The sequence below is a fragment of the Curtobacterium flaccumfaciens genome, from assembly GCF_004361695.1.
In the GTDB taxonomy this organism is placed as follows: Bacteria; Actinomycetota; Actinomycetes; order Actinomycetales; family Microbacteriaceae; genus Curtobacterium; species Curtobacterium flaccumfaciens_B.
The window spans coordinates 486,290-505,948 of record NZ_SNVW01000001.1 but is presented as its reverse complement, the minus strand read 5'-3'; the positions used below and the strand labels follow the sequence as shown (position 1 = coordinate 505,948).

Here is a 19,659-nt window from a genome sequence, read left to right as displayed (position 1 = left end):
CCGTCTTCCTCACCGCGAAGGTTCCCATGCCAATCACCAACAGGACCGCACCCAGGAACGGCCCGGTGCTGCCCTCTTCCTCTCTCTTGCGCCCGCTCCCTCTCGGGGCTCTCCGGCTCGCCGGTGGGTACTGGGGAGAATGGCAGGACCGGAACGCGCACACGATCCTGCAGCACTGCGAAGACTGGATGGAGCGAATCGGGTGGATCGGGAACTTCGACGCCGCCGCGGCGGGCGAGCCGTTCACACATTCGGGCATCGAATTCGTCGACTCGGAGGTCTACAAGCTGCTCGAGGCGATGGCTTGGGAACTCGGACGGAGCGCTGACCCGGATCTCGCGAGCCGGTACGAGCGCCTCGTGAGACGAGTGGCTGCTGCCCAGTCCCCGGACGGGTACCTGCACACGAGTTTCGGACGTCCCGGGCAACCTGCTCGGTGGTCGAACTTCGAGTGGGGTCACGAGCTCTACAGCATGGGCCACCTCATTCAGGCTGCCGTGGCGCAAATTCGGACCGCCGGCAGCGGACCCCTCGTCGACGTCGCCGTCCGCGTCGCCGACCATCTCGTTGCGGTGTTCGGTGCCGACGGGCGACAGGCGGTATGTGGGCACCCGGAGATCGAACCGGCCCTCGTCGAACTCGGACGGGCCACCGGCGACCACCGGTACACCGAGCTCGCGCGGTTGTTCGTCGAACGACGTGGGCACGGTCTCCTGAAACCGATCGAGTTCGGGCAGGAGTACTTCCAAGACGAGCTTCCCTTCCGCGAAGCGGACGTGATGCGTGGGCACGCCGTCCGAGCGCTCTACCTCGCGGCGGGCGCCGTCGACGTCGCCGTGGAAACCGGCGATGCCGAGTTGCTACGCGCTGCCGAACTGCAATGGGAGCGCACGGTCGCACGGCGGACCTACCTCACCGGTGCAATGGGCTCGCATCACCAGGACGAATCCTTCGGTGCGGACTTCGAATTGCCGTCGGACCGCGAGTACGGCGAGACCTGCGCGGCGATCGCCTCCAACATGCTGTCGTGGCGCCTGCTGCTCCAGACCGGGGACGCCAAGTACGCAGACCTCATCGAACGCACCCTTTACAACGCGGTGATGGTGGCGCCCCGAGAGGATGGCCGCGCGTTCTTCTACGCGAACACGCTGCACCAACGTGTCGAGGGAACAGTCCCACCTGAGGACGAAGTGAGTGCCAGAGCGCTCGCGAGTCTGCGTGCACCCTGGTTCGAGGTCTCGTGCTGCCCGACGAACCTCGCCCGGACCCTCGCGAGCGTGGAATCAGTCTTCGCAACGATGACCGAGCACGGGCTCCAGCTGCACCAGTACGGCGACTACGACATCGACGTCGACCTCCCGGGCGGCGGCACGGCAGGCTTCGAGGTCCGCTCCGGCTGGCCGTTCAACGGCGAAGTGATCGTCACGGCGACCAAGTCGAGTGAGACACCGCTCGAGCTTCGACTCCGAGTGCCGGCCTGGGCCACGACCGCCGAGCTCGACACGCCGGACGGCCACCACCGCGTGGCGGGTGGCACGTCGATCGCCGTCGATCGGATCTTCAACCGGGGAGACAGGGTGACGCTGACGGTACCCAATCGGGCCCGGATCACGCACCCCGATCCGCGCATCGATGCTCTTCGCGGCACCGTCGCCATCGAGCGGGGCCCCCTCGTCTACGCCTTGGAGTCCACGGACCTCGGAAGAGCGATCAACGATGTCGTCCTCCTCGACGAAGTCGCCTTGCAGGACGACGGCCCCGACGACGTCCGGGTCGGGATCGCGGTACGAGAAGCGCAGACCGGATCACCGCTTCCCTACGGAGCCGCAGTCACAGAGACGACGTTCATCGACACAGTGCGGCTCGTCCCCTATTCGACCTGGGGGAATCGAGGTCCATCGACGATGCGGGTGTTCCTCCCCACTGAATGATGCCGCTGGAAGCGGGAGAGGAAGCGCTATGACGCGAACGCCAGCCTTCGTAGGCGACCGATTGCATTCGCGGATGGGTGCACCAGCTGGGCAATCAGAGACCGCCTGTCTTGCCTCGCGGCCGCGGCGACACGGACAGATCAGGTGAAAGCAGATGGCTGAAGCTGGTGCACCCACCATCTACGACGTGGCGACGGTGGCAGGCGTCTCGCACCAGACTGTCTCACGCGTCCTCAACGACCCCACGAGCGTCGCTCCCACCACGAGGCACCGAGTGTTGGCGGTCATCGCCTACCTGAGGTACCAACGAAACGCAGAAGCAGCCCAGCTCGGCCGAAGAGCAAAGAAACCGACTTGAAACACCGCCGGTGGTCCGGCCTCCGCTCCCTGCAGGAGCGGAGAAGTCAGGCGCTGGCGACACCAACGCGGACCCCACCCACCGGCACCTCCGCCCAGAGTGGGTGTGCGGGACAATCAACAGGTCGGCACAGATTGGGAGCACCGTGAGCGAACCGTCCCTGAAGAGCATCCATCGCGAACTGTTCGTCTGGCTCGCGGGACTGCTGCAGGTTTGGTTGACTCGTTCGATTAGGCCGCGAGTGCGACCTGTGGGTTGATGATCGTCTCGTACTCGATCGGGGTCAACTTCCCCAGACCACGTTGGCGCCGTTTCCGGTGGTAGGTCGTTTCGATCCAGGTGATGATCGCGAGCCGGAGCTCTTCCCGAGTCCCCCAGCGTCTCCGGTTGAGGACGTTCTTCTGCAGGAGCGCGAAGAACGATTCCATCGCCGCGTTGTCCGCGCACGCGCCGACCCGCCCCATCGATCCGAGCAGCCCGGCGTCCGATAGCGCCCGGACGAACTTCTTCGACCGGAACTGGCTGCCCCGATCCGAATGGATGACCGTCCCTGACGGGTTCCGGCGGGAGATCGCCATGTGCAAGGCCGCGACGGCAAGCGAGGACCGCATCCGGTCACTGATCGAGTAGCCGACGATGCGCCGCGAGCAGGCGTCCTTGATCGCGCAGAGGTAGAGCTTGCCCTCACCGGTCGGGTGCTCAGTGATGTCCGTCAGCCAGAGCTTGTCGAGGTCTGGTGCCGTGAACGCACGCCGGACCCGGTCGTCGTGCACCGGCGGCCCGGCCTTGCGATTCAGGCCGCGCTTCTTCGCATGCAACGACCAGAGCCGCTGTTGCGAGCACAGCCGCCACACCCGCCGCTCTGATGCTCGGTGGCCGGCAGCATGAAGGTCATCGGCGATGAACCGGTATCCGAACGTCGGATCGTCGCGGTGCGCATCGATCGCTGCCTTGGTCAGGTGCGCGTCCGCCCAGTCGCGATCGGTCACCGGATCGGCACGCCACCGATAGAAGGCCTGCTTCGAGAAGCCCAACACCCGGCAGGCCACCGCGACCGGGATCCGATCGTCGGCGAGTTCGAGGACCAGCGGGTAGATCATTTTGGGAGTTGCGACTGAGCGAAGTACGCCGCCGCCCGGCGGAGGATCTCGTTCTCCTGCTCGAGCAGCCGGATCCGCTTTTGGGCGTCCCGCACCTCCGCCTGCTCGAACGCTTTCGCCGACGGCACCGCTGCAACACTGATGCCGTCGTCGCGGTCCGCGAGCCGCAACCAGCGGGCCAGGCAGGACTCGGACACACCGAAGTCCTTCGCGACCTGCCGCACCGACGTCTCGCCCTTCCGGGCGACCGCGATCACATCACGGCGGAACTCTTCCGGATACGCCTTCACCATGGCGCACATCCTTCCAGCAGGAGCCAACGCCCCTACCTGTTAGGAGTCAACCAAACCTGCAGCAGTCCCGAGCAGCTGACGTTTCGATTCGCGGAGTCTGAAGGGGGCTGGGCTTCGGTGCTCGTGCACGGCGGGGGTGCCGGGGTGCAGATCGGTAGCAGTTTGCTAGACCCTCGTGTCGCCAAGCGCTGGGTCGAGTTCTATGCGACGTACGCAAAGCCTGCGCTCGCGCTGCCCGGCGAAGCTGCACGCCGCAAGCGCAGCGACGAGACTGCTTGGATGCCGTAGAGCTCAGGGTTGCTCTAGGCCTGGACGAGCGGGCGAGCCAAGCTTCGTTCCGCACCCTCGAAAGTGTTTGGACCGGCAGTGCTACCCCCGATGGAGGGTTCTTCGGCCCGTGGAACAGAATCCCAAAACCCGTGGAACGCCCGTCAGCACTGGGATCCGCGATCCCCGCCACTACTGGCATCCGCGAATAAGCCGAACACCTCGCCAGTGGATCCGCGGCCTCGACGCCGGGTGTGACCTCGGCAGGCCGGTCAGATCCGCCCTGCGCGGCTATTCTGGGGTCGACGCAGCGGTGCTGCGGGACGAAGGCCGCATTCGTTGGCTGTCCGACGAGGATTGGGATGCTGCCCTGAACTGGATCATCGCGAACTTCGGTCTCATCTGGAGCCTCACCGTCACGCACGTGGCCCTCGCCGCGGTGCCCGTCGTCCTCGGCTTCGTCGTGGCCGTGCCGCTGGGCTGGGTGGCGACTCGTTGGCGGGCGGTGCGATCGGTCATCGTCGGCGGCGGCAGCCTGCTCTACACGATCCCGTCGTTGCCGCTCTTCGTGATCCTGCCCTACCTGCTCGGCACCCGCATCACGGATCCGGTGAACATCGTGGTCGGGCTCTCCGTCTACGCGGTGGCCATCATGGTGCGACTGGCAGCCGACGCGTTCGCCGCTGTGCCGGCTGACGTCGTCGACTCGGCAACCGCGGTGGGTTTCTCCGCGTGGAAGCGCTTCTGGGCGGTCGAGCTCCCGTTGGCGGGTCCCGTGCTCCTCGCAGGGATCCGGGTGGTCTCGGCGAGCACCGTCGCCCTGGTCTCGGTGGGCGCCCTGGTCGGTTCCGCGAACATCGGCTTCCTGTTCACGGACGGGCGTCAGCGGCAGTTCCTCGAGGAGATCCTCGTCGGCGTCGTGGCGAGCCTCGTCATCGCCCTGGTGTTCGACACCGTCCTGGTGGCGCTCGGGCGCATCCTCATGCCGTGGTCGCGTCGGACACCGCGGCGGACGCGGCGGATGCGCAGCAACGCGACGCTGGCGACGATCGAGCGGGGGGCCTGACCGTGCAGTTCTTCCTCAGTGCGGTCGCCTGGCTGCTCGACCCGGCGAACTACCGTCCCGGACTCCAGACGCCGCTCCCGATCCAGGACCGGATCGGCGAGCACCTCCTGTACACGTTCATCTCGGTGGCCATCGCGGCCCTCATCGCGCTCCCGCTGGGCTTGTACATCGGTCACACCGGGCGCGGGCGCGGCTTCGTCATCGCCTTCACCGGGTCGATGCGCGCGCTGCCGACGCTCGGCCTGCTCGGCACCCTCTTCGTCGTCATCGGGATGACCGTGCCGTTCACGCAGACCGCCTTCATCGCGTCGATCATCGCGTTCGTCGTCCTGGCGATCCCCTCGATCCTCGCCGGGGCGTACGCGGGCGTGGAGTCAGTGGACCCGCAGACGGTGGACGCCGCTCGCTCGGTCGGGATGACCGAGCTGCAGATCCTGTTCAAGGTCGAGATCCCGCTGTCGCTGCCGCTCATCATCGGTGGCATCCGGGCGTCCGTCCTGCAGGTCATCGCGACGGTCGTGATCGCGTCGTACATCTCGCTCGGCGGGCTCGGTGCGATCATCTCGACGGGCATCAGCCTGAACGACAACGACCTCATCCTCGGTGGTGCCTTGCTCGTGACGGTGCTCGCACTCGTGATCGACGGGCTCTTCGCGCTCGCGCAGCACCTCACACGACGCGGCGGACCGAGCCGAACCCGCCGCAGCGGGGCGGGCCGAACCCGCCGCAGCCGCACAGACGTCCGCTCGCTGCCACTCCGGCGCCGAGCGGTGACGGTATCCTCCGTCGACGAAAGGGACCACTGATGTTCACAGCAGGCACCAGAACGCGCATCCTCGCGGGCGCGGTGGCGATCGGCGCGATCGTGGCGCTCTCCGGGTGTTCGACCTCCGACCCGACGGGAGCGACCTCCGGCGGCGGCAGCGGATCGGGCAGCACGCCGATCGTCGTCGGCTCGTTCAACTTCCCGGAGAGCGAGATCCTCGGCAACATGTACGCCCTGGCGCTCAAGGACGCCGGGTTCGACGTGACGACCAAGTTCAACCTCGGCCCGCGGCAGACCACGATCCCCGCGCTCAAGGACGGCTCGATCAACCTCATGCCGGAGTACAACGGCAACCTGCTGTTCTTCTACGACACCAAGGCCTCCGCGAAGACGACGGCCGACGTCGACGCCGCCCTGAAGTCCGAGATCCCGAAGGACTTCCAGGTGCTCGAGCCGTCGCCGGCGCAGGACAAGGACGCCTACGTCGTGACCCAGGCGACGGCGGAGAAGAACGGCCTCGAGTCGATCTCCGACCTGTCGAAGATCGAGCCGTTCACCCTCGGAGCCAACCCGCAGTTCGGCACGCTGCCGTACGGCATCCCCGGGCTCAAGTCGACGTACGGCGTCGACAAGGTCACGTTCAAGTCGATCGAGGACTACGGCGGACCCGACACGGTCAAGGCGCTCGTCGACGACACGGTGCAGGTGGCCGACATCTACACGACGTCGCCCGACCTGGTGACGAAGAAGCTGCAGGTGCTGAAGGACCCGAAGAACCTGATCGCTGCGCAGAACGTCCTGCCGTTCCTCAACAAGGACATCTACAGCGCGAAACTCGCATCGGTGTTGAACAAGATCTCCGCGAAGCTGACGACGGATGACCTCATCGCCCTGCGGAACCGCGTCGAAGGCAGCGAGAAGGCCCAGGCCACGACCGCGGCGAAGGACTGGCTGACCAAGGAAGGGCTGCTGAAGTAGCGCGGGGAAGACGTCGGGCGGGGCGAGGCGTGCTGCGTGCAGCGGGCTCGTGCGTGCGGAGCAACCGGCGGTGCCGCTCCGTGCTCACGGGCGTCGCCGCAGCCGTCTTCGCCGTCCTGATCGCGCTCGCCCCGGCGGCTGCGCCCGAGTCGCCTCCGGCGTCACCCGCCCCTCCCGCCACGACCGACGTGCTCCGCGGGGTCCGGTACGTCGCGTACGGACACTCCTTCGGACAGGTCAACCCGGGCACCGGCTCCACCCCGAGCACGCTCTACCCGGCCCTGGTGCGAGACGCTCTCGGCGCGGACCCATACCGCTGGGCGAACCGCACGGTCCGGGGAGCGACGACCTCGGCGATCCTCGCCCGGGCAAAGGCCACCTGGCACCGGGGTGACTCCGGGCTCGTCACGTTCCTCGGCAACCAGAACGACGTCGGTCGGCACGTGCCCGAGGGCACCTTCCGAGCGAACGTCCGCGCGTTCATCGACTGGGTCCGCGGACCCGGACCGTTCCCACCCACCGTCGTCGTCGTCCTCGACACCCCGTCGACCGCCGTCGGCTACGCCCGGTACCCGAACCCGCCGACCGACGACGACGTGGCCCGCTACAACCGGGCGCTGCGGGAGGTCGTCGCGACGTACCCGCAGGACGGCTCGGTCCTCGTCGCCGACGCCTCCGCCGGGTGGGACACGAGCACGATGATCAGCCCCGACGGCCAGCACCCCAACGATCGCGGGCAGGCGCACATCGCCGACGCGATCGAGACGGCTCTGACCGGTGTCGTCCCCCGGGAGGGGCAGAACGACGGCGTCACCCTGCCGGCGCCGATCGACGACCGGGTCGGCGCGTTCGATCATCCGGTTCGCGCACAGTAGTATTCCGGAGGCGGAACAGCGCTGCCGCGATCGGCGGAGCCAGGGGTGAGGGAGCCGAAGATCAGTACGCGTGTCATGCAGCAGGTCGAGGGGCGGTTCCGACCCGAGATCCAGGCGCTCCGCGCGATCGCCGTCGTCTCCGTCGTCCTCTACCACCTGTGGCCGAACCGGCTCAGCGGCGGGTACGTCGGCGTGGACGTGTTCTTCGTCATCTCGGGCTTCCTCATCATCGGCCACCTGCTGCGCGAGACCGAGAAGACCCGACGGGTCGACCTCCTCGGGTTCTGGGCGCGTCGTGTCCGACGACTGCTGCCCGCGAGCACGCTGGTCCTCGTCGTGACCGCGATCGCGACGCTCATCTGGGTGCCGCAGGTGCAGTGGGTGCAGTACTTCCACGAGTTCGCCGCGTCTGCGGCGTCCGTGCAGAACTGGCTGCTGTCCGCGTCGAGCATCGACTACCTCGGGGCAGACGACGCCGCGTCACCGGTGCAGCACTTCTGGTCGCTGTCGGTGGAGGAGCAGTTCTACATCGCCTGGCCGCTGATCGTCCTCGGCGTCCTCGCGCTGCCGCGGCGACGGCGGGGGATCAGCACCGCGCGGCGGGTGTTCTTCGTCCTGACGGGCATCACCGCCATCAGCCTCGTGCTCTCCGTCGTGATCACGAACACCTCGCCCTCGACCGCGTACTTCGACACCACGACCCGTGCATGGGAGCTCGGTCTCGGTGGCATCCTCGCGTTCGTCACCTACGGTCGGCACAAGCCCCGCCGGGTGCTCGCGGCGTCGATGAGCTGGGCCGGGCTCGCGATGATCGCCGGCGCGCTGCTCTTCTTCACCGAGGCGACGCCGTTCCCCGGCTGGACCGCCCTGCTCCCCGTCGTCGGGACGATGCTGGTGATCGCCGCGGGGACCCCGCACATCTGGTGGTCGCCGACCCACCTCGCCCGGTTCCCGCGGGTGCAGTGGCTGGGCGGCATCTCCTACTCGCTGTACCTCTGGCACTGGCCGATCCTGACGATCGTGCCCTTCGCGCTCGGCCACCCGCTCGGCTTCAAGTCGAAGCTCGCCGTCGTGGTGCTCTCCCTGGTGCTCGCGACCCTGACGAAGCGGTTCGTCGAGGACCCGGCGCGCACGATGCCGGTGCTCACCCTCCGACGCCCGCTGGTCTCGGTCGTCGCCGGCGTCGCGACCGCGGCCCTCGTGCTCGGTGCGTCCACCTCGGTCGCCGCGGCGACGACGGCGACGATCACCGCCCGCGCCGACGCGCTGCAGCACTCGCTCAGCGAGCAACGACCCTGCGTCGGCGCACTCGCCGTCGGCGACCCGGACTGCAAGGACCCGAACCGGCCGAACGCCCTGACCGAACCCGGCGTCGCCCGGGCCGACATCGGCAAGGGCGTCGCGGTCGAGGACCCGTGCAAGCAGGGGCTCACCGAGACGGGTGTGATGACCTGCCGCATCGGCGACACCGAGCAGCCGACCAAGCGGATCGCCCTGGTCGGCGACTCGCACGCGGGGCAGTACCTCGTGCCCCTCGACCGGTACGGCAAGCAGCACCGCATCGAGTTCGTCACGTACCTCAAGAGCTTCTGCATCGGCCTCGGAATCCCCGGGATCGAGGCCCAGCACAACGGTCGGCCCGCCGTCGTGAACAGCTGCGCGACGTGGGGTGCCTCGGTCCAGCAGGACCTGCGGACGGCGGACGTCCAGGCGGTCGTCTTCACGAACTACACCCCCGCCTACACGACGAGCGACGCCCCGTGGCGCCCGGTGACCGCGAAGGACTTCGAGTCCGTCTGGAAGCCGCTGCAGGACGCCGGCAAGCAGGTCGTGGCGCTCCGCGACGTCCCGGTGTCCGCCGAGGTGAACGTCCCGCAGTGCGTCGCGCAGCACCTGGACGACGCGGACCCGTGCACGACCCCGCTCGCACGTGCCCAGCTGCCGGCCGACCAGGACCCGATGCTCCAGGCCGCCGCGACCAGCGACGTCCCGGTGGTGGACATGACCGACCTGTTCTGCACCGGCGACACCTGCCACGCGGTCGAGGGCGGGCTGATCGTCTACTTCGACCGGCACCACATGACGGCGTCGTTCGCCGAGACCACGGCCGGCATCGTGGGACCCCGGATCGTCAAGGCCGCCGAGCGCTGACGACGGAGGGCGCCGCCCGCCCACGGAGGCGACGGCACCGCCGCGCTGGACCGTTCCGTCGGCGCGTGGCGGGGCCGACCGCGTTCTGACTGGAGGCGCGCCACCAGCTGGCAGCGCGCCTCCAGTCCGTCAGCGGGTGCTCCCAGAGCGTCGCCGCCGTCCGCAACGCGCAGCTCGCTCCGTCGCGGCCCTGGACGGGTCAGTGCCCGAGCTCGATCAGGAACACCCCCGCGATGATGCACGCGATGCCGGCTCCCATGAGCCAGGTGAGGGGGTCCTTGAACAGCAGGCGTCCGAGGACCGCGGTGAGGGCGACGCCGGTCGCGGCCCAGACGCCGTAGGCGACCCCGATCGGCAGGCCGAGCGCGAGCGCTCCGGCGAGCAGGGAGAACGCGACGACGTACCCGATGCCGACGACGACGTACCAGCGCTTCCGGCCGTCGGTGGCGAGCTTCAGGCTGATGGTGGCCACGACCTCGCACAGGATCGCGATCGACAGCAGCACCCACCCCATCAGGCGCCACCCTCGACGCGACGAGCCGCAGCCCGGGCGCGTGCCGCGTGCGCCCGTTGGGATCCGAGTTCGACGAGCAGCACGTCGGCGACGATGAGGACGAGCCCGACGATCATGACGCCGGTGAGGGCCTGGCCGAACAGGACCGCTGCCATGACCGCGGTCAGCGCGACGCCGGCGGCGCCCCAGATCCCGTAGGCGACGCCGATGGCCATGCCGCCCTTGAGCACGCGGGTCAGGCAGACGAAGGCCGAGAGGTAGCCGACGACGACGAGGGCGTACCAACCGGGGGCGTCGACCGCGGCCTGCAGCGCGAGCGACGCGGTCACCTCCACCGTGACGGCTCCGGCGAGCCACAGCCAGGTCACGAGTGGCTCCCCTCGAGCAGGGACGCGACGGCGCGCGCGGCGAGATCCACCGAGGCGCGGGCTGCGTCGTCGTCGCGGTCGGCGAGCCAGGAGTTCGCGATCCCGTCGGCGACGGCGATGAGGAGGGCGGCGACCCGGGTGGTCGGTGCCGACCACCGGAGCCCGTCGGTCGCGGTCCACTCGTCGACGTTGCGTGTGACCTCGCGGCGGTACTCGTCCTGCTCCCACCGGGCGAGGTGCCCGAGTCCGGGATCGCGGTGGGACAGGGCGGTCAGCTCGACGAGCGCGAGCGCGTGGTCGGGGTGGGCCGTGACGAGGTCGAGCCGAGCCTGCAGGCCGTGGGCGATGCGCTCCACGGGGTCGACCGGACCGGCTGGAGGGTCGAACGCGGCGGCGAGGGCGGTGCGGAGCTCCTGCTCGAGGATGGCGCCGAACAGGTCGGCCTTCGAGTCGAAGCAGTAGTGGAACGAGCCGTGCGGCAGGCCGGCGCGGGTCGTCACGGCGCGGGTGGTCACCGCGCCGACCCCCTCGTCGGTCATGACGGCGACGGCCGCCTCGACCAGCTGGCGGCGTCGCTCGTCCTGGGGACGGTGTTCACGGGGTGCGGACATGTCCTCGAGCGTAGCCCGATTTGGCCAAGTGGCCAACTGTGGATCCGCCGTGCACGAGCTCGTCCCTCGAGGCCGGATCGGACGCCGTCAGTCGCGGTCGCCGAACAGGCCCTGGCCGTGCTCCGTCAGCACGTCGTACGCGTCCCCGAACGTCTTCGGGACGGGCGCCCCCGGGTCGTACTTCGCCAGGAGCAGGCCGAGCAGGCCCATCCCCGGAGCCGTGAGCGGGCGGTCGCGGTCCCGGTCGCTCGGCGGCTTCCGGCTCGACTCCGGGTTGGTCGGCACGTACGGTCGCGCCACGTCGGGCCAGAGCTGCGGCTGCCGCGGCGACGTCCGGTTGAGGACGTTGTGGATCCCGCGGGCGCCGGCGTCGCGGTGGGTCAGCGGCTCGAGCCCGTGCTGCTCGGTGACCGTGTGGACGATCGCGGCGTGGTGCATCGGGTCGTTGATGATCGTGCCGGGTTCCGTGTAGGCGGAGACGACGAAGGTCGGGACCCGACCACCGAGACGGTCGAAGGTGAACCCCATCTCGCCGGGCTCCGGGGACCCCGACGGCGGGACGGCACCGGGCGGCGGCACATGGTCGTAGATCCCGCCGTGCTCGTCGAAGGTGACCACGAGCGCGGTGTTGATCGCGTTCGAGCCGCTCTCGCTGCGTCCGCCGCGGACGGCGCCGTAGACCTCGGCGAGCAGGACCTCGGCCGCCCGCACGTCGGACATCGCGGAGTCGACCTCGGCACGCTCGGACCCGGGTCCCTCGGCCGGACGACTGACCGGTGGGTGCATGTCGTTGTGGTCGAACATCATCCGCGGTTCGACGAAGGCGTAGTCCGGCAGGGTGCCGTTCGCGGCGTCCTCGTGGAACTGCTCCATGCTCCGGAAGTTCGACTTCCAGTACTTCTCGATGGACGGGGCGTGGAGGAAGCCGGTCAACGAGACGACCTGTCGCGCGTCGAAGTACACCCGCCAGCTCTTGCCGGCGTCCTCGAGCCGGTTGAAGAGCGTCGGGACGGCCTCGGCGCCCAGCCACTTCTGCGGCCCGCCGTCAAGACCGTTCGTGACGTAGCCGTGCGACGTGCTGGCGTGGAAGAACGACCGGTTGCAGAACGTCTGCGAGGGGACGGCGCAGTGCCAGTGGTCGTACACCGCGAAGGCCTTCGCGAGCGTCGAGAACACCGGCAGCATCGCGGGGGAGAACCCGCCCATCACGCGCGAGTACTCCTCGACGGTGGGCTCGCGACCCCGCTCGATGCGGAAGTTCACCACGTAGTCGTGGACGAACCCGGACATCGTCGGCGCGCTGGTGTCCCTCGGGGCGTTGAACGGCGCCGCGTACCCGTTCCGCACCGGGTCGGCGTTGCCGGGCGGGTCCACGGTGCCGAACCACTGCGTGTTGACGTGCGGGTAGAACTCGCCCGGATCGGGATCCGGCTGGCTCATCACGACGTCGGTCGACCCCTCGTACACGTGCGCCGGGACGACGGTCCCGTCCGGAGCGCGGTTCTCGTGCGTGCCGTGCTGGAGCCCCTCGAACGACTGCCCGGACCGCAGCTCGTCGTCGGCGTAGAGGCGGCCGAGGACGTGGTCGAAGCTCCGGTTCTCGAACATCAGGACGACGACGTGATCGAAGCCGGGCTCCGGACGCTCGGGCAGCGGGTGGAAGCCGTACCGGGCGTCGTGCACCGAGGCGTCGTACGCGGCGCCGGCGGCGACGGCCCCGGCACCGAGTGCGGCTCCGGCGGCGCCGATGCCGGCTCGACGGAGGAACGTCCGGCGCGAGGAGGAGCCGCCACCCTGGGCGTCGGGTCGGTCAGTCATGCGATGGTCCCACTGCGGCTCCTCGTTCGTCGGTGCCGTTCGATCCTGCGCTCCCGTCATCGAGGCGCTCCAGCAGCCCCGCGCGCCACTCGCTCGCGTACCCGGTCTCGTTCTCGGCGTCGAGCAGCTGCAGCGACCGGGTGAAGTCCTCGTGGGCGGCGGCCCGACGACCGAGCGCGGCGAGCGTGTCGCCGCGCTCGCGCAACGCGAGGAGGTGGTCGACGTTCATCCCGACGGCGGATGCCACTCCGATCGCCTCGTCTGCCGCTCGCAGCGATCCTTCGCGGTCTCCGGTACTCCGGCGCAGTCGAGTGGCGATCAGCAGCGCCGTCACGAGCGTGACCGACGTGATCGTGCTCGGGTCCTCCAGGTGCGCCGCGCGTGCACGGTCGAGGACACCACGCAGGGACACGAGCGCCGTCGCGTCGTCACCGATCCGCTCGAGGACGAGGGTCACGAGGTTGTCCGCCTGTGCTCGCCCCAGCTCGTCCCCGCTCTCCGCGAACGCGGCGATCGCGTCGTGGGCGAGCGGGAGCGCATCGGGTGCTCTGCCCGCCACCCGCGTCGTGGCCCAGGCTTCGTAGACGAGCGCCCATCCCTCCTGTGTCCGGTCAGCGGCTGCGACCGCTGCGGATCGGGCCTCCCTGGCGGCGCTGACGGCTGCGTGCGGGTCGGCGCGTTCGCGGAGCTCGGCCCACGCGACGTACCCCAGGTGCATGGCCTCGAGTCGATGGTCGCCCACGTGTCGGGCCGCCGCCACGGCGCGCGCGAACAGGTCGCGCCAGTTGCCCCACTGCGACCAGAGGTCGGAGTACCAGTGCAGTGCGTCCGCGACGTCGAGCACGACCGTGTCCTCGCCCGCCGCAGCGGCCTGGCGGAACGCTGCCCACCACAGCGGCCACTCGCGCTCGATCCAGGCCCGCGCGACGTCGGCGTCCGGGAAGCCCGCTGCGTCCGCGCCCTGCCGGAGTGGGTCGCGGTCCGGCTCGAACCAGGCGCCGGCACGCTCGAGGAGGGTGAGCAGCCGACGGCGGAGCCGGAGGCGGTGCTCTGCCTCGGAATCCGGTCCGTCGGCGCGGAGGTGCTGCAGGGCGTAGAGGGTGATCAGGTCGTGGAGGCGGTACCGGTCCCCGCGGAGGGGTTCGAGCAGCCCGAGGTCTGCCAGCGTGTCGAGGCCGTCCTGTGCAGTGTCGACGTCGACGTCCGCCGCCACGGCCGCCACCCCGGAGTCGAAGTCGTGCCCGTCGGTGACCGCCACGGCGTGGAACAGCGCAGCGGTCGCGGTGTCGAGGCCGCGGTGGGACAGTTCGAACGCCGCCTCGACCGCGAGGTCGCCGGCGACGAGGTCGCGGAGCCGACGTTCCTCGGACCGCAGTCCGGAGCTGACGTCCTGCACCGTGCGGTCAGCATCGGCGGCGACCCGGTTCGCGGCGATGCGGAGGGCGAGCGGGACGTGGTCGCAGAGTCGGGCGAGCTCGGCGAGGTCGGCTCCGTCGCGCTGCGCGGCCGGGATGATGCTCGTGAGCAGCTGCACGCTCTCGTCGACTCCGAGGTGCCCGACGGACAGGTGTTGCGCGCCGCTGAGTCCGCTGAGCACTCGGCGCGAGGTCACGACGACGTGGCCGCGGACTCCGGGCGTGACCACGGGGCGGACCTGCGCCTCGGACCCGGCGTTGTCGAGGACCACGAGCGGCTGCCGTTCGGCCGCGACCTCCCGCCAGAGCGCGGCCAGGGCGTCGGCGGATTCCGGCACCGTCCCGTCGACCGTCGCGATCTGGCGGAGCAGGGACTGCAGGACCTCGACGGACGTCAGGGGATCCGTGCCGAGTCCGTCGAGGTCGACGAAGACGATGGTCCGTTCGGTCCGTCGTGCGGCTTCGAGGGCGATCGACGTCTTGCCGATCCCCGGGGGACCGGACACGAGGATCGTCTGCGGGTCCTGGCCGGTGTCGAGGAGCGCCGCGAGGCGCGTGAGTTCGACGTCGCGCCCGGTGAAGTCGGAGACCGGCAGGGGCGTGACCGTCGCGTGTCGCCCGACCGCGGTCTGCTTGCGGGCACTGCCGCGGACGGCAGCGAGCAACTGGTCGCGCCCGGCAGCGTCGAGGCCGAGCGCGGCCGCCAGGGCGAGGACCGTGTGCCGTCGGGGCACGGTGCTGATCCCGCGTTCGATGTCACTGATCGCGCGCGGGCTCACGGTCGACCGATCCGCGAGCGACTGGATCGTCAGTCCCGCGTCGAGTCGCGTCCGCCGGAGCAGATCGGGCAGGGGAGTCGTGCCGGGTGTCGGGTGCACGGTCGAAGCCTCGCAGGTGCTCGGCGCAGCCGCCAGCCCCCTGCGATCAGGTGCTCGTCGTGCGGTCGCCCGACGAGCCGTCCCGTCGATTCCGCATGTCCTCCGCATGGCGACACGCCGGGGCGACGCGGTGCAATCGACGGACCCGGGCCGGCCCCGGTGAGGACGGAGGGTGCGATGCGGAGCGGAGCGGCGTTCGGCGAGTACCTCTGGGCTCGTCGCGCACTCGTCCAGCCCGAGCAGGTCGGCCTCGACCGCGACCCGATGCGCAAGGTCGCCGGACTCCGGCGTGCCGAGGTCGCGGCGCTCGCCGGCATCAGCGCCGAGTACTACCTCCGGCTGGAGCAGGGGCGCGGTCACGTCCCTTCGGATGCGGTGCTCCGTGCGCTCGCGCGCGCACTCGTCCTCGACGACGCATCGACGGCGTTCATGACCGACCTGGCCCACGGCGGGGTCCGACGGAAGGACGCCGGTGTCGTGGACGGGTCCGTCCGGGCGCTGCTGGCCGAGTGGCGCCACCTCCCCGTGCTGGTGCGCGATCGGAACCACGACGTGCTCGAGCTGAACCAGCTCGCGGCGGCGCTCGGCGGGGTGCCGAGCGCCGGACGGGGCAACCTGGTCGTCGACGTCTTCACCGACCGTGCCCGGGAGGCCGCGCGGGGCGACTGGGCGACGACCGCCGAGCGCAGCGTCGCGGCCCTCCGGCTCTCCAGCGACCCGGACGATCCGCGCCTGCGGGAGATCGTCGGAGCCCTGTCGACCCGCGACGACGACTTCCGGCGCCTCTGGGCGCGGTACGACACCCTGCCGTGGCCGAACGGGCGCTCCCGCCACGCCGTCGAGCCGATCGGTACCGTCGAACTCGCGTGGCAGGAGTTCGACGTCCCCGGGTCCGGCGTCACCCTGCGCGTCTTCTGGGCCGACCCGGGCTCGTCCGACTCGGCGGCACTCGCCTACCTGGCCAGCGTCGTCGGTGGACACGCGGACCTCCGCCGGATCGGTGGCGTCAGGTCGGCCTGACCGTGGGCGACGGGTGCGACCGGCGGAACCGCTCGATCCGAGCCCGGGAGTCGTCTTGCCGGGTCTCGGCCCACGTGCCACCCTCGGGTCATGGCCCCCAGCCCGGAACGGACGTCGGTCGGCGACCTCGTGCGACGGGCCCGCCTGGCCGCAGAGCTCACGCTCGAGGACCTCGCCGTGCGGGCCGACATCAGCGCCCGTGCGCTCAGCGACATCGAACGAGGGGTGAGTACGAACCCCCGGCGAAGCACGATCGAAGCGGTCGTCCAGGCGCTCGCGCTCCCCGGGGAAGCCCGCGACGCGGTGCTGGCAGCGGCACGTCCCGTCGAGGACACCGTCGTGCCCGACACCCGTTTCCTGACGACGCCGCCGCCGGCCGTGGTCGACTTCACGGGGCGCCGCGACGAGCTCCGGATCATCCAGGAACACCTCACGACCGCCGGTCCCGGCAGTTCCGTACTCGTGCACGGCGCACCCGGCATCGGGAAGACGTCCACCGCGCTCGAGGTCGTCCGTCGCGCGGACCGGCGGGTCGTCTTCGTGGACCTCGACGGTCTCGCTGCTCGACCGCTCACCCCGCTGCAGGTCCTGCAGGCGCTGGTCGCGCAGGTCGGCGGTACCACGGCCCCGCGGACGTTCGCCGCCGCTGCGGCCGCGTGGCAGCGTCTCGCGACGGAACACCGGCCGGTGGTGCTCCTCGACGGTGCGGCGTCCGACGACCAGGTGTCCGCCGTGCTCGTGCCCGAGGGTGCAACCGTGCTGGTGACCTCGCGACGTGCGCTCCCACTCCACCCCGGGATGCGCAGGGTGACCCTCGAGCCGCTCACCGGGCAGGACGGCGTCCGGCTGCTCGAACGCATCGTCCCCGTGGGACAGCGTTCGCGTGGTGACCTCGACGAGCTCGCGCGACTCTGTGCGCTGAACCCGCTGGCGCTGCGTGTCGCTGGGAACCGGCTCCTCGCCCGGCCGGCCTGGGACGTCGAGGACGTGGTCGCCCGGCTCCGAGACGAAGACCGTCGGCTCCGCGGACTGGTGGCCGGGGACCTGGCGGTCGCTGCGGCGTTCGCGCTCTCGTACGACGGACTCGACGAAGTGACCGCACGGGTCTTCCGCGCGGTCTCGGTGATCACGAGTGACGACTTCGACGCCCGCGCGGCAGCCGCCGCTGCGGACGTCCCGGTACTCGACGCGCAGGACGCCCTGGACGAACTGGTGGACCTCGGTCTCGTCGAGCGCCGTCGCGACGACCGTCACCGGCTGCACGACCTCGTCCGGCTCTTCGCCCTGGAACGCCTGCGACAGGGGACGGGGGACGCCGAGGCGCTGGCGACGGACCGGCTCCGGTCGTGGTTGCTCGTGAAGCTCGAACGTGCCGGGGCGTGGTTCGAGCCCGACCGAGACGGCGCCGCGGCCGGGAACGACGGTGTCGGACTGCCGGACGCTGAGACCGCGCGGTCGTGGATCGAACGTGAGTGGCGACACTGGTGGTGGGCCTTCCAGGCGACCGCCGCGGCCGGACACCACACCACCGTGGTCGACGTCGCAGACTCCTTGCACTGGTTCTCGGACCGCTGGTCGGACTGGGGGCGTTGGCGCGACCTGTTCGCACTGTCGGTCACCGCCGCACAGGCGCTCGGGGACGCGCGTCTCGAGGGTGTGCACCTCGGGTACGTCGCGTGGGCCGAGATGATCGAACGGGCAGACCACGCGGCGGCCGTCCGTGCAGCACGAGCGTCTGGGCGGGCGGCACGTGCAGCCGGTGACCGATCCGTCGAGGGGTGGGCGAGCTTCTACGAGTCGTGGGCGCTCTCCACCGGTGGCGACCACGAAGCCGCCCTGGTCGCAGCCGCCCGGGCGGTGTCCGTCTTCGCCGAGATCGGCGACGTCGACGGGCGGCGGCAGGCGTCTGTGCGGCTCGCGAACGTCCTCGGTCGGCTCGGTGACGGCGCTGCCGCCGGGGCAGCGTTCGACGAGCTCGAGCGCGATGCGTCCGAGCGCTTGGCCGTCGACCCCGATGACCAGGTCGCCCGCTTCGATGCCGTCTCCGCGATGAGCTTCCGCACCGAGTTCCTGCTCTCGCAGCGGCAGTGGGCCGCCGCAGTGGCCGCGGCCGACCGGGCGCGCAGGGAAGCGGCTCGGCTCGACTGGCGACTCGGGGAGGTCCTTGCGCTCCGTGACCGTGGGGACGCCCTGGCCGCGATCGGTGACGCTCATGGGGCAACGGCTGCTTTCCAGGCTGCGATGGACTCGCTCCGGTCGAGTCCCGGCGCAGCTCGACCGGACGTCCGCGAGAGCCTTGCCGAGCGCCTCGCCGCAGGTCGCGGTTCCCCCGCCGTCACCTGACGCGGTCTCGTCCGAGCCGGTCCAGCACCCGCGCAACGGCACCGACCACCAGGGCGCTCAGGGTGGGCGCGACGAGTGACAACCACACCTGTGCAGCGGCGGTCGGGCCGCCGTACACCGCCGTCCCGATCGACCTGGCCGGGTTGAACGACCCGTTCGACACCGGGATCGCGATCAACGCGACCGCGGTCAGGGTCAGACCGATCACCAGCGGTGTCACGGCGGTCGCACGTCGGGTGACGATCAGCACGACCGCGACGAACACCCCGGTCGTGATCGCCTCGACGGAGAAGGCCGACCAGAACCCGAAGCCGCCCGGCGACAGTGGACCCCACCCCGTCGACGCGAAACCGGATGCCGATAGTGCAACGAAGCGCCCGCTCGCGGCCGCGACGAGGGCGATCGCGCCCCCGCCGACGACGGCACCGACGACCTGCGCGGCGACGTACGGCGGGACGTCCTGCCAGCGGAACCGGCCGGCCGTCGCGAGCCCCACGGTCACCGCCGGATTGCAGTGTCCGCCCGACACGGGCCCGAATGCGCTCGCGCCGACGAACACGCTGATGCCGAGTGCCAGGGCGACCCCGACGAACCCTGATCCCAGGTGGACGTCACGGAACCCGGTGTCGAACAGCGCGGTGCCGGCGACCGCCAGCACGAGGAACGCGGTCCCCGCGGCCTCGGCGAGCAGCCGGTGTGCCACGGGCGGCCGCCCGTGCTCGTCGACGTCCCTGGTGCTCGTCCGCTCCGGCATCGTGTCCACTCCTCCGTCCGGGGGCCGGATGGCCCGCTGGTCCGAGCGTCGCGGGGTCGCTCTCCTGCTGCTTGCGTCGATTGACCCGACCGGGGTTCGACGGCCCCGGATCGAGTCGCATGACGCTCTCCCCGCGCCGGTCGCTCTGCTGCG

16 protein-coding genes are annotated in these 19,659 nt (G+C 70.5%); 9 read left to right on the top strand and 7 right to left on the bottom strand.

Annotated features, from left to right (window positions below; genetic code table 11):
• Positions 1-26: 26 nt before the first annotated feature.
• Positions 27-1,931, top strand: a complete 1,905-nt coding sequence (locus EDF64_RS02295; protein WP_133518455.1) for a glycoside hydrolase family 127 protein — start codon at positions 27-29, stop codon at positions 1,929-1,931.
• 154 nt (positions 1,932-2,085) lie between these two features.
• Positions 2,086-2,289, top strand: coding sequence for a LacI family DNA-binding transcriptional regulator (locus tag EDF64_RS02290; RefSeq protein ID WP_133518454.1), 204 nt, complete (start codon positions 2,086-2,088; stop codon positions 2,287-2,289).
• A 230-nt stretch (positions 2,290-2,519) separates the two neighbouring features.
• Here EDF64_RS02290 and EDF64_RS02285 read toward each other — a convergent pair.
• Positions 2,520-3,682, bottom strand: a protein-coding gene (locus EDF64_RS02285; protein ID WP_133518453.1) for an IS3 family transposase whose coding sequence is annotated in 2 segments (ribosomal slippage) — positions 2,520-3,403 and positions 3,403-3,682 — 1,164 coding nt in all. Because the reading frame shifts where the segments join, the coding sequence is not laid out codon by codon here.
• Between the two features lie 580 nt (positions 3,683-4,262).
• Here EDF64_RS02285 and EDF64_RS02280 point away from each other — a divergent pair.
• From EDF64_RS02280 to EDF64_RS02260, 5 genes are all read left to right on the top strand, one after another.
• Complete coding sequence (locus tag EDF64_RS02280; RefSeq protein WP_243736208.1) at positions 4,263-5,015, top strand: ABC transporter permease; 753 nt, start codon at positions 4,263-4,265, stop codon at positions 5,013-5,015.
• A gap of 2 nt (positions 5,016-5,017) precedes the next feature.
• Positions 5,018-5,821, top strand: a complete 804-nt coding sequence (locus EDF64_RS02275) for an ABC transporter permease (RefSeq protein WP_133518452.1) — start codon at positions 5,018-5,020, stop codon at positions 5,819-5,821.
• Entirely contained in the window at positions 5,821-6,759 is a 939-nt protein-coding gene (locus EDF64_RS02270) for an ABC transporter substrate-binding protein (protein ID WP_133518451.1), read from the top strand. The genes EDF64_RS02275 and EDF64_RS02270 overlap by 1 nt, the downstream gene beginning before the upstream one ends.
• A gap of 80 nt (positions 6,760-6,839) precedes the next feature.
• Positions 6,840-7,634: an SGNH/GDSL hydrolase family protein gene (locus tag EDF64_RS02265; protein WP_166645563.1), complete on the top strand. Its 795-nt coding sequence runs from the start codon at positions 6,840-6,842 to the stop codon at positions 7,632-7,634.
• A 75-nt stretch (positions 7,635-7,709) separates the two neighbouring features.
• Positions 7,710-9,785, top strand: a complete 2,076-nt coding sequence (locus EDF64_RS02260; protein WP_133518449.1) for an acyltransferase family protein — start codon at positions 7,710-7,712, stop codon at positions 9,783-9,785.
• A gap of 199 nt (positions 9,786-9,984) precedes the next feature.
• On the opposite strand, the gene EDF64_RS02255 is transcribed toward EDF64_RS02260, so the two are convergent.
• The 5 genes from EDF64_RS02255 to EDF64_RS02235 all read right to left on the bottom strand — a co-directional run bounded on the left by EDF64_RS02255 (position 9,985) and on the right by EDF64_RS02235 (position 15,389).
• On the bottom strand, positions 9,985-10,299 hold the full coding sequence (locus tag EDF64_RS02255) for a DMT family transporter (protein WP_133518448.1): 315 nt from the start codon (positions 10,297-10,299) through the stop codon (positions 9,985-9,987).
• Positions 10,299-10,667: a DMT family transporter gene (locus EDF64_RS02250; RefSeq protein ID WP_133518447.1), complete on the bottom strand. Its 369-nt coding sequence runs from the start codon at positions 10,665-10,667 to the stop codon at positions 10,299-10,301. The genes EDF64_RS02255 and EDF64_RS02250 overlap by 1 nt, the downstream gene beginning before the upstream one ends.
• Positions 10,664-11,278, bottom strand: a complete 615-nt coding sequence (locus tag EDF64_RS02245; protein ID WP_133518446.1) for a TetR/AcrR family transcriptional regulator — start codon at positions 11,276-11,278, stop codon at positions 10,664-10,666. The genes EDF64_RS02250 and EDF64_RS02245 overlap by 4 nt, the downstream gene beginning before the upstream one ends.
• 87 nt (positions 11,279-11,365) lie before the next feature.
• Positions 11,366-13,096 (bottom strand): alkaline phosphatase family protein, encoded by a 1,731-nt coding sequence (locus tag EDF64_RS02240; protein WP_133518445.1) that lies wholly within the window; start codon positions 13,094-13,096, stop codon positions 11,366-11,368.
• Positions 13,089-15,389: a helix-turn-helix domain-containing protein gene (locus tag EDF64_RS02235; protein ID WP_166645562.1), complete on the bottom strand. Its 2,301-nt coding sequence runs from the start codon at positions 15,387-15,389 to the stop codon at positions 13,089-13,091. Before EDF64_RS02235 ends, EDF64_RS02240 begins: the two co-directional genes overlap by 8 nt.
• Before the next feature lie 177 nt (positions 15,390-15,566).
• Between EDF64_RS02235 and EDF64_RS02230 the strand changes: the two genes are divergently transcribed.
• Entirely contained in the window at positions 15,567-16,409 is an 843-nt protein-coding gene (locus EDF64_RS02230) for a helix-turn-helix domain-containing protein (protein ID WP_133518443.1), read from the top strand.
• A 90-nt stretch (positions 16,410-16,499) separates the two neighbouring features.
• Positions 16,500-18,752 (top strand): helix-turn-helix domain-containing protein, encoded by a 2,253-nt coding sequence (locus EDF64_RS02225; protein WP_133518442.1) that lies wholly within the window; start codon positions 16,500-16,502, stop codon positions 18,750-18,752.
• Here the strand turns inward: EDF64_RS02225 and EDF64_RS02220 are convergent.
• Positions 18,745-19,506: an aquaporin gene (locus EDF64_RS02220; protein WP_243736207.1), complete on the bottom strand. Its 762-nt coding sequence runs from the start codon at positions 19,504-19,506 to the stop codon at positions 18,745-18,747. The genes EDF64_RS02225 and EDF64_RS02220 overlap by 8 nt on opposite strands.
• Positions 19,507-19,659: the final 153 nt, after the last annotated feature.

Bases quoted from the DNA above. Each gene is read 5' to 3' on its own strand.
- EDF64_RS02295 (WP_133518455.1), top strand. From the start codon at position 27: ATGCCAATCACCAACAGGACCGCACCCAGGAACGGCCCGGTGCTGCCC.
- EDF64_RS02290 (WP_133518454.1), top strand. From the start codon at position 2,086: ATGGCTGAAGCTGGTGCACCCACCATCTACGACGTGGCGACGGTGGCA.
- EDF64_RS02270 (WP_133518451.1), top strand. From the start codon at position 5,821: ATGTTCACAGCAGGCACCAGAACGCGCATCCTCGCGGGCGCGGTGGCG.
- EDF64_RS02260 (WP_133518449.1), top strand. From the start codon at position 7,710: ATGCAGCAGGTCGAGGGGCGGTTCCGACCCGAGATCCAGGCGCTCCGC.
- EDF64_RS02255 (WP_133518448.1), bottom strand. From the start codon at position 10,299: ATGGGGTGGGTGCTGCTGTCGATCGCGATCCTGTGCGAGGTCGTGGCC.
- EDF64_RS02245 (WP_133518446.1), bottom strand. From the start codon at position 11,278: ATGTCCGCACCCCGTGAACACCGTCCCCAGGACGAGCGACGCCGCCAG.
- EDF64_RS02240 (WP_133518445.1), bottom strand. From the start codon at position 13,096: ATGACTGACCGACCCGACGCCCAGGGTGGCGGCTCCTCCTCGCGCCGG.
- EDF64_RS02230 (WP_133518443.1), top strand. From the start codon at position 15,567: ATGCGGAGCGGAGCGGCGTTCGGCGAGTACCTCTGGGCTCGTCGCGCA.
- EDF64_RS02225 (WP_133518442.1), top strand. From the start codon at position 16,500: ATGGCCCCCAGCCCGGAACGGACGTCGGTCGGCGACCTCGTGCGACGG.
- EDF64_RS02220 (WP_243736207.1), bottom strand. From the start codon at position 19,506: ATGCCGGAGCGGACGAGCACCAGGGACGTCGACGAGCACGGGCGGCCG.